Source organism: Rhodoblastus sp., from assembly GCF_052145335.1.
Lineage (GTDB): Bacteria > Pseudomonadota > Alphaproteobacteria > Rhizobiales > Beijerinckiaceae > Rhodoblastus.
This window is the reverse complement of the sequence record NZ_JBKQOU010000366.1, coordinates 1-10,152: the sequence shown is the minus strand read 5'-3', so window position 1 is coordinate 10,152 and position 10,152 is coordinate 1. Positions and strand designations below refer to the sequence as shown.

The 10,152-nt window shown below is 61.6% G+C and carries 7 protein-coding genes; all 7 read left to right on the top strand.

What is annotated here, in order from left to right:
- A partial coding sequence (locus ACLP2E_RS21800; protein WP_442467104.1) for an arylsulfatase occupies positions 1–1,803 on the top strand: 1,803 nt, incomplete at its 5' end.
- A 24-nt stretch (positions 1,804–1,827) separates the two neighbouring features.
- The gene (locus ACLP2E_RS21795; RefSeq protein ID WP_442467103.1) at positions 1,828–4,311 is read left to right on the top strand and encodes an arylsulfatase; all 2,484 of its coding nucleotides are present in this window, start codon (positions 1,828–1,830) and stop codon (positions 4,309–4,311) included.
- Between the two features lie 46 nt (positions 4,312–4,357).
- Positions 4,358–6,811, top strand: coding sequence for an arylsulfatase (locus ACLP2E_RS21790; protein ID WP_442467102.1), 2,454 nt, complete (start codon positions 4,358–4,360; stop codon positions 6,809–6,811).
- 423 nt (positions 6,812–7,234) lie between these two features.
- On the top strand, positions 7,235–7,588 hold the full coding sequence (tnpA, locus tag ACLP2E_RS21785; RefSeq protein WP_442467101.1) for an IS66-like element accessory protein TnpA: 354 nt from the start codon (positions 7,235–7,237) through the stop codon (positions 7,586–7,588).
- Entirely contained in the window at positions 7,585–7,932 is a 348-nt protein-coding gene (tnpB, locus tag ACLP2E_RS21780) for an IS66 family insertion sequence element accessory protein TnpB (RefSeq protein WP_442467100.1), read from the top strand. The genes tnpA and tnpB overlap by 4 nt, the downstream gene beginning before the upstream one ends.
- Positions 7,933–8,003: 71 nt before the next feature.
- Positions 8,004–9,614, top strand: a complete 1,611-nt coding sequence (tnpC, locus tag ACLP2E_RS21775; protein ID WP_442467099.1) for an IS66 family transposase — start codon at positions 8,004–8,006, stop codon at positions 9,612–9,614.
- A 59-nt stretch (positions 9,615–9,673) separates the two neighbouring features.
- Positions 9,674–10,060, top strand: a complete 387-nt coding sequence (locus ACLP2E_RS21770; protein ID WP_442467098.1) for a DUF3024 domain-containing protein — start codon at positions 9,674–9,676, stop codon at positions 10,058–10,060.
- The last annotated feature ends 92 nt before the right edge of the window (positions 10,061–10,152 follow it).

Below are 10,152 nucleotides of genomic sequence, written 5' to 3'. Positions count from 1 at the left end.
ACGCGCTGGCCGACGGGTGAAGGCTTTGAATATTGGTATGGATTCCACGGCGGCGAAACAAGCCAGTGGGAGCCGCAACTCTTCCGCAACGAGACGCCCGTCGAGCCGCCGAAAAAGCCCGAGCAGGGCTATCACCTGACCGAAGACATCACCGACGACGCGATCAGCTGGATCCATCGCCAGAAATCCATCGCGCCCGACAAGCCGTTCTTCATTTATTTCGCTCCCGGCGCCGCCCATGCGCCGCTTCACGCGCCCAAGGAATGGGTCGACAAGTTCAAGGGCCAGTTCGACCAGGGCTGGGACAAGGTCCGGGAAGAGACCATCGCGCGGCAGAAGCAGCTCGGCGTCGTGCCGCAGGACACGATTTTGACGCCGCGGCCCAAGGAAATCGAGGCCTGGGACAGCCTGTCGCCCGACGCCAAGCGGCTTTACGCGCGCCATATGGAGGTCTTTGCCGGCTTCCTCGCCCATGCCGACTATCATGTCGGCCGCCTGCTCGACGCAGTCAGGGCGCTGCCCGACGGCGACAATACGCTGATCATCTATATCGCCGGCGACAACGGGCCGAGCGCTGAGGGCAGCCTGACCGGCACGCTCAACAACATGATGACCCAGAACGGCATCCCCGACACGGTCGAAGCGCAATTGCCGGAGATCGACGAGATCGGCGGTCGGCTGCATGAGAACCATTATCCGGTCGGCTGGTCCTGGGCCGGCTCCTCGCCCTTCCAATGGATGAAGCGCGTCCCCTCGCATTTCGGCGGCACCCGCAACGGCCTCGTCGTGTCGTGGCCGGCCCGCATCCAGGAAAAGGGCGGCCTGCGCACCCAGTTCCACCATGTCATCGACATTGTCCCGACCATTTATGAAGCAACGGGCGTGGAGGCGCCGGCAAAGGTCAATGGCGTTGCACAAAAGCCGGTCGCCGGCGTGAGCATGCTCTATTCGTTCAATGACGCGGCGGCGCCGACGACCCACCATGTCCAATATTTCGAAACCGGCGGCCACCGTGCGATCTACAAGGATGGCTGGGTCGCCACGGCGTTCCACGGCGTTCCATGGGTTCTAACCGGATCGCACGATTTCGCCCTGGACAAGTGGGAGCTTTACAACGTCAACAAGGACTTTTCGGAAGGCAATGACCTTGCCGACAAGGAGCCGACCAAGCTGAAGGAGTTGCAGGCTTTGTTCGACGCGGAGGCCAGCAAATACGAGGTCTTTCCGCTCGACGATCGTTTCGTCGAACGCGGGATCAATCCGGACCGGCCTTCGGTGGTGAAGGGACGGACGTCCTTCACCTATGCGGCGGGAACGACGCGCATTCCCGAGGGCAGCGCGCCGCCGATCTACCAGCGCTCGCACAAGATCACGGCGAGGATCACCGTGCCGGACGACAAGACTGAAGGCGTGCTCATCGCGACGGGGGGCAGCAGCGCCGGCTACACGCTCTATGTGAAGGACGGCAAGGTCATCTACGACTATAACTTCTTCGGCAAAGCGCATTATCGCGTCGTGTCGGACAAGCCGCTGCCAATGGGCGAAGTGGAAGTTGTTCTCGACTACCAGCAGAAGCCGTTCAAGCAATTTGTCGAAAGCACCGGCGGACCGGCGAAGCTCTTCATCAATGGCCAGCTGGTGGGCGAAGGCGAGATCGCCAATGTCGTGCCGGGGCGTTTTTCCGCGACCGAAACCATGGACATCGGCATGGATTTGGGCGCGACGGTCTCGGAAGATTATCACGACAAGGCGCCCTTCGCCTTCACCGGCACGATCCATGATGTCACCGTGGAACTGAAATAAGATTGCCCGGGGAGGGACACGGAAATGGCGATACGCGATTTTATGGCGCCGCCCGCATCAGGGCTGTCGGTCGTTCGCGATGTGGTGGCCAGCATTGGCTCTCGACTGACGTTGAATCGATCGGCTGCATTCAGCGTGGCGCTCGCTGTGGGCCTGTTTGCGGCGGCGGGAAGTCATGCGGCGGAATCGGGCGTGAGTCGTGAAATCCTCCCCGTCCCGGCGCCCGAGTTCAAAGGCAAGATCGGGGAGACCTACAAGGAGTCCGTCCCCGATTTCGGTCCGGCCATGCCGGTCACGGCCCCGGCCGGCGCGCCGAATTTCATCCTCATCGTGCTGGACGACGTCGGCTACGGGCAGCTTTCTTCCTATGGCGGTCCGATCCATACGCCGAACCTCGATCGTCTCGCCGCCGAAGGGCTGCGCTACAATAATTTCCACACCACGGCTTTGTGCTCGCCCTCGCGCGGCGCTTTGTTGACCGGCCGCAACCATCACGAAATCGGCCTCGCCGCGATCACCGAAGCGGCGACGGGCTATCCGGGAAGCAACGGGTCAATCCCCAAAAGCGCCGGCACCATCGCCGAAGTGTTGAAGCAGAACGGCTACAACACCATGGCCCTGGGCAAATGGCACCTGACGCCTTACACCGCTTACACCTCGGCGGGCCCCTTCGATCATTGGCCTCTCGGCATGGGTTTCGAGAAATATTACGGTTTTCTCGGCGGCGAGACCGATCAATGGGCGCCGCTGCTGGTGCAGGACAATCATTTCATCGATACGCCCAAGCGTCCCGACTATCACCTGTCCGAGGACCTGGTCGATCACGCCATTTCCGATATTCGCGACCAGCAGCAGGCCAATACCGGCCGGCCTTTCTTCATGTATCTGGCGCTCGGCGCGGCGCACGCGCCCTTGCATGCGCCAAAGGCCTTCATCGAAAAATATAAGGGCAAGTTCGACCAGGGTTGGGACAAGGTCCGCGAAGAGACCTTCGAGCGGCAGAAGAAACTGGGCGTCATCCCGGCGAATTCCGAGCTGCCGCCGCGCAATCCGGGCGTCGAAGCCTGGGCCGATCTCAGCGACGCCCAGCGCAAGGTTTATACGCGGTTGCAGGAAGTCTTCGCCGGCTTTCTCGATCACGCCGACGCCCAGATCGGACGCCTGACGGCGGCGCTCGACACCATGGGCCTGCGTGACAATACGCTGATCATCGTGGTTTCGGACAATGGCGCTTCGCAGGAGGGCCTGCGCAACGGCACCGCCAATACCGACCGCTATCGCAATTATTTCCCCGACACCGTTGAGGAAATGAGCACGATGCTGGAAAAACTCGGCGGGCCTGAAACCGACCCGCACTATCCAATGGGCTGGTCGGCGGCCGGCAACGCCCCGCTGAAACGCTGGAAACAGGACACCCATGCCGGCGGCAACACCGATCCCTTCATCGTGTCCTGGCCGGCGCGGATCAAGGACACAGGGGCTTTCCGCAACCAGTACCATCACATCGTCGATGTGGTTCCGACCATTCTGGAAGTGATCGGCCTGGCGGCGCCGACCTCGATCAATGGCGTGGCGCAAATGCCGCTGTCTGGCGTGTCGATGGCCTACACGTTCGACGACGCGAAAGCGCCGACGAAAAAAACCTCGCAATATTACGAAATGCTCGGCAGCCGCGCGATCTGGGCCAACGGCTGGACGGCCGTGACCTGGCACGAAAAGGGCAAGGACTGGGCGGACGACAAATGGGAGCTGTACAATACCGACGAGGACTTCTCGCAGGCCCATGACCTCGCCGAACAGAATCCGGAAAAGTTGAAGGAATTGCAGGCGCTGTGGCTTGAGGAAGCCAAGAAGAACAGCGTCCTTCCGCTCGACGACCGGCGCTATGAACGCGTCGCCGATCCGTCGCGCCCGGTCGCCGCGCTGCCGCGCAGCCATTATGTGTTCTATCCCGGCACGTCGATCCTGCATCCGCTCGCGGCGCCGCAAATCCTTGGCGTCGACCACAGGATCACGGCCAAAGTGGAGCTGGCCAATTCGTCGGCGGAAGGCGTGCTCGCTTGCAGCGGCGGCGAGTTCGGCGGATGGAGCCTCTATCTCAAGGAGGGAAAGCTCGTCTACACCCATAATTACCTGAAAACGCATGAATATACCGTCGCCTCGGCGAAACCCGTGCCGCCCGGCAAGCATCAGCTGAGTGTGCAATTCCATCCGACCGGGGCGTCGAAACAGCCGGCCTTTTATACCGGCGACATCGTCCTATCGGTCGACGGGGAAACGGTCGGGGAGATCAAGGATATCAAGGTCGCCGGTCAATACAGCGCGATCACCGGCTATGGCCTGCAGATCGGCCGCAATATCGCGACGCCGGTCAGCCATTCCTATGAAGCGCCATTTGCGTTCAATGGAAAGCTGGAGAGCGTCACCATCGATATGGGGCCCGATATGACGCCGAAGACCAAGACGATGATCGCGCCGGCCAAGGATCGCCACGTCGATTGGGACTGAAAGCCTGATTTGAAGATGACCAACTGACGCATCGGAACCATCGATCATGAAAAGACATTTTTCGTATGTGCTGGCGGCGTCCTTGAGCCTGCTCGCGTCTGAGGCGCCGGCGCTTGCTCAAGGTGCAAGCGCCAAAGCCGGCAATGGCGGGCCGCCGAATGTCTCCATCCTGCCTTACCCGGACCCGGTGTTCAAAGGAATCATCGGGCGGACGACGGAGGATTCGAAGCCGGATTTTCCTCAACCGGTGAAGGCGCCCGAGGGCGCGCCGAATATTCTCGTCATTCTGACCGACGACGTCGGTTTCGGCGCCTCCGCCACGTTCGGCGGACCTGTTCCAACACCGTCTCTCGAAGCGCTTGCCGCCCAAGGACTGAAATACAACGCGTTCAACACCACCGCCCTCTGCTCCCCAACGCGCGCGGCCCTGATCACCGGGCGCGACCAGCACACCGTGCATACCGGGATCATCATGGAGCGCAGCCTCGGTTACCCCGGCTATGATTCCCTGATGCCCAAGAGCGCGGGCACAGTGGCGGAAATTCTTCGCGGCAATGGCTACAGCACCGCCTGGTTCGGCAAGAACCATAACGTGCCGGCCTGGCAGAGCAGCGCCGACGGCCCGTTCGACCTGTGGCCCACCGGACTCGGGTTCGATTATTTTTACGGCTTCATCGGCGGCGACACCGACCAGTGGGATCCGACGGTCTTCGAGAATACAAGTCCCGTCGAACCCAAGGAGAAGCTCACCGGAGCGGCCAAAGCGAACTACAATCTGGACGCCGATCTCGCGGATCAGGCCATTCACTGGATCGAGCAGCAGCATGCGCTGGCGCCGAACAAGCCATTCTTCGCTTATTATGCTCCCGGCGCCTCGCACGCCCCGCATCACGTTCCGAAAGAGTGGATCGCCAAGTTTAAGGGCCAGTTCGATCAGGGCTGGGACAAGTTGCGCGAGGAGACTTTCGCGCGCCAGAAAAAGCTCGGAATCATTCCGCAGGATGCGATCCTGACGCCGCGTCCCGCGAACATGCCGGCCTGGGACTCGCTCGATGCGAAGCACAAGGAACTTTTTTCGCATATGGCGGAAATCTACGCCGCCTTCCTTGCCTATGACGATTACAACATCGGTCGCGTGATCGAATCGCTCAAGCAGGAAGGCTTGTCCGACAATACGCTGGTCATCTTCATCGAGGGCGACAACGGCGGCAGCGCCGAAGGCACTTTGCAAGGAACGGCAAACGAGATCGCCGTCCTTGGCAACGGCGCGAAAGAGAGCTTCGACTATCTTTATTCGATCAAGGACGAACTAGGCGGGCCGCTGCACTACAACCACATGCCTGTGCCGTGGTCGTGGGCTTTCGACACGCCGTTCCAGTGGACCAAGCGCTATGCCAGCCATTTCGGCGGCGTGCGCAACGGCATGGTGATGAGTTGGCCGGGCCATATCAAGGACGTCGGAGGCTTGCGCGAACAGTTTCACTACGTGACCGATATCCTGCCGACCATTCTCGAAGCCGCCAAGGTCCAGGCGCCGGAAACGATCAATGGCGTCAAGCAATTGCCGTTCGACGGAATCTCGATGGCCTATACCTGGGACGACGCCAAGGCGGCGAGCCATCGCGTCACCCAATTGTTCGAAATGTTCGGCAATCGCGGCATCTATCACGACGGCTGGATGGCCTCGACCACACCGCTTGTTTTCGCCTGGGAGCCGGAACCCAAAGGCATTACGCCCGAAAGCTTCAACTGGGAGCTTTACGACCTCCACAAGGATTTTTCGCAGGGCGCCGATCTGGCCAAGGCCATGCCGGAAAAGCTCAAGCAGATGGAGGAGCTTTGGTGGGCGGAAGCCGGCCGGAATAACGCCTTGCCGCTTGTGCTCAGCCCGCAGGCGACTCTTGCGGCGGTTTTCCAAAAGCCCAGCCTGACCCGCGGGCGCTCGCATTTTGTCTATCACCAGGGCACGGTTCGCATTCCCGAGGGAACCGCGCCGACGGTCAAGAACACCTCCTATACGATCACCGCGAAGCTCAATGTGCCCGAACAGGGCGCCGAGGGCGTCGTCGTCACGCAGGGCGGACGCTTCGCCGGCTGGGGTCTGGTCGTGCTGGATGGCAAGCCCGTCTGGGCCTACAAGAATACCCAGCAGCCCAACGACGGCATTCGGCTCAATGGCCCGAACAAGCTGACGCCCGGCGATCATGTGGTGAGCGTCGAATTCGCCTATGACGGAAAGAAGGGCGAATTCGGCAAGGGCGGCGTCTATGTGCTCAAGGTGGACGGCGCCGAAGTCGCCAAAACCACCATCAGCCGTACGGTGCCCTTCATCTACTCGGTCGATGAAACCCTCGATATCGGCGACGATCGCGGCACGCCCATTCTCGAAGATTATGCGGATCGGATGCCGTTCAAATACAACGGCGGGATCGCCGAGGTCGACATCGACCTGCAAGGCGGCAACGCCGCCGCCGCCGTCCCCGACATTGACGGTAAGTAAGCTGCCACGGGCACGTATGTAGCGATGCTAGGCTGCGATACAGCGACAGCCAGGTTTTGATGGTCGTGGAGAGGCATGTCGACCGTGAACGAGGAAACGTCAGCTTTCCGCAGCCATTGAGACCTTTGCAGTGCGACCGGCGAATTACCGCCTTGGGTCAGGTTGAGACCATCGCCGCGGAGGCGTGACGGTCTGCAAGGCGTAGAGTAGGAGTGTGGCGCGGTGGCTTTAGGTTGAGCATGTCTGTTTGCCGCCCCTTTCGTCTGGCGGCGCCTTAGTGGCTCAGCCGTAGCTCCGTTTCCACCCCCCCCTCATCGTATTCCTCCGGCGGGAACCGCCTTGCGGAAATTGAGGAGAGAGCAATGCTGCATAGCTAAGTCGGCTTTATGAGCGAGGTTAGCTGCACAGCATGGGGCGAATGACTTGATTTCCGGCGCAGAGCGCCGTCGGAGATGGAGCGACCAAGACCGGGCGCGGATTCTCGCAGCAATTTCTGAACCCGGGGCGGTGATCGCGGAAGTGGCGCGTCGCGAGGACGTTTGCACCAGCCTTGTCTTCAAATGGCGCCGGGAGATGCGCCAAGCTGCTGAAGCGGACGCCTGCGGATTTTCGCCCGTTATCATTGAGGCGGCGCCAGCCGCGCCTTCCTCGTCGACATCATCGAGTTGCTCGGGTTCTGCCGTGATTGAGGTGGAGTTGAAGGAGGCGCGTGTGCGGATCCACGCTGGCGCGCCTTCGTCAGCGATTGCGGCGGCCTTGAAGGCGTTGCGGGCATGATCCCGATACCGGCTGGATGCCGCGTTTGGATCGCGATGGGTCACTCGGACATGCGCCGAGGCATGCAGGGTTTGGCCCTTCAGGTTCAGGAGCAGTTGCAGCGCGATCCTCACGCTGGCGACCTTTACATCTTTCGAGGTCGTCGCGGCGATCTGGCGAAGATTCTCTGGCACGACGGCGTCGGGCTGTCGCTCTACGCCAAGCGACTGGACCGGGGAAAGTTCATCTGGCCTTCAGCGAGAGATGGCGTCGTCTCTATCTCAGCTTCGCAGATGGCTTGCATGCTGGAAGGGATCGACTGGAGAAATCCGCAATTGACATGGCGGCCGACCAGCGCCGGATAGAGCGAAAAAATCTTGGGTCGAACGCATTTTGGGGCGCCTCGAATCGCTCGATTTGTGATTCACTCTGCATCATGGACGCCGCCAGCACCGCTCTTGCAGAAGAAAACGCCGCGCTTAAAGCGGAACTGGCGGTCGCACGGGCGAAGGCATCGGAAGACATGGCGTTGATCGCGGCGCAAAAACTGCGGATCGCCAAACTGGAGCGTCAGATCTACGGACAGCGCTCGGAACGATCGGCGCGACTGATCGATCAATTGGCGCTCGACTTCGAGGAATGGGCGGCCAGCGCCACGGAAGACGAACTGGCGGCGGAGCAGGCGGTCGCCAAGACAACGATGGTGCCCGGCTTTACGCGTCGACGGGGTGAGCGCGACACATTCCCCGAGCACCTGCCGCGCGAACGTATCGTGGTCGAGGCCCCAACGACGTGCGCATGCTGCGGGGGCGCGCGTTTGCGCAAGCTTGGCGAGGACGTGACGCGGACGCTGGAAACGACGCCGCGCCAGTGGAAGGTGATCGAGACCGTGCGGGAGAAGTTCTCCTGCCGGGACTGCGAGAAGATCACGCAGGCGCCGGCGCCGTTCCATGTCATCGCGAGGGGATGGGCGGGGCCGAGCCTGTTGGCGATGATCGCCTTCGAAAAGTTCGGCCAGCACCAGCCGTTGAACCGCCAGGCCGAGCGCTATGCGCTTGAGGGCGCGCCGATCGCGCTGTCGACCATGGCCGACGCCATGGGCTCCGTCTGCGCGGCGCTCGATCCCCTGCGGCGGCTGGTCGAGGCGCATGTCATGGCGGCCGAGCGTCTGCACGGCGACGACACCACCGTGCCCGTGCTGGCGAAAGGCAAGACCGACACGGGACGCTGCTGGGTTTATGTGCGCGACGACAAGCCGTTCGGCGGCGCCGGACCGCCTGCGGCGATCTTCTATTACTCGCGCGATCGTAAAGGCGAACACCCGCAGGCCCATCTGGCGGGATATGCCGGAATCCTGCAAGCGGACGCCTACGACGGCTACAACAAACTGTATCTTGGCGATCGCAAGCCCGGTCCTATCCGAGAGGCGGCGTGTTGGGTGCATGCGCGTCGGCCATTCTTCGCCATGGCGGACCTGGAGGAGAACGCGCGCCGCAAGGCTGCCGGGAAGAAGGAAATCCCGCTCTCGCCGATCGCCATCGAGGTCGTGCGCCGCATCGACGCGTTGTTCGAGATCGAGCGCTCAATCAATGGCAAGAGCGCCGCCGAACGCATGACGGCTCGGCGAAAACTGAGCCGACCGTTGATCGAGGATCTCCAGGCCTATCTGCGCGAGCAACTGGTCAAACTCGCGCGGGGGCACGATCTGGCCAAGGCGATCAATTACATTCTCAAACGTTGGCCGGCCTTCACGTTGTTCCTCGATGACGGGCGCGTTTGCCTGTCGAACAATGCAGCCGAGCGTGGCCTTCGCGGTATCGCCCTCGGCAGAAAATCGTGGTTGTTTTGCGGTTCCGACCGCGGCGGGCATCGCGCTGCCGCCATGTACAGCCTCATCGTCACCGCCAAGATGAATGGCGTCGATCCGCAGGCCTGGCTGGCAGACGTCCTTGCGCGCATCGCCGGCCATCCTGCTCACCGGCTCAACGAGTTGCTGCCGTGGAATTGGCGACCCAGGTCCGTCCGCACGTCGGCGCTGGCGGCCTGACCATGCCCAACAAGGTCGCTCATATCTCGACCACGCCAAACGCAAGACGATGGTGAGGCATGCGGAAGCCGATTAAGCCGACCGCCACAATCTCTGAAGCTGAAAAAGTCAGCGTCACCGCGGCTTGCGAACGATTGATCGGCGAATTCCTGAGGCCGCGCTTCTTGCCTGTGATCCGGCCCACGGAGTTCAACTATCCGGTCGACATTCTCGGCAAATGGCGCGGCGCCAACTATCGCTTCATCCAGCGCTATCGCTCCGGCTTCTCGGAAAATCTCGGCGAGGAGTTCGATGCCCCTTTCGCTCGCCTCGATTGGATCAGCCGGGATCGCTTCGACATCCAGTGGCATCGCCACACTGGAGAATGGTTCCGCCTGCATCGCGGCCTCACTCTCGTCAACGCCATTGAGACGCTCAAATCCGACGGCATTCTGCACCCATTATAGGCTAAGCTGCCAATCCTGCGGCCTTCAGCGGTCTTCAGCGGATGCTTACCATATTCCTCCCTCGCGCGGGCTCCTCGATAGCGACGGCGAGC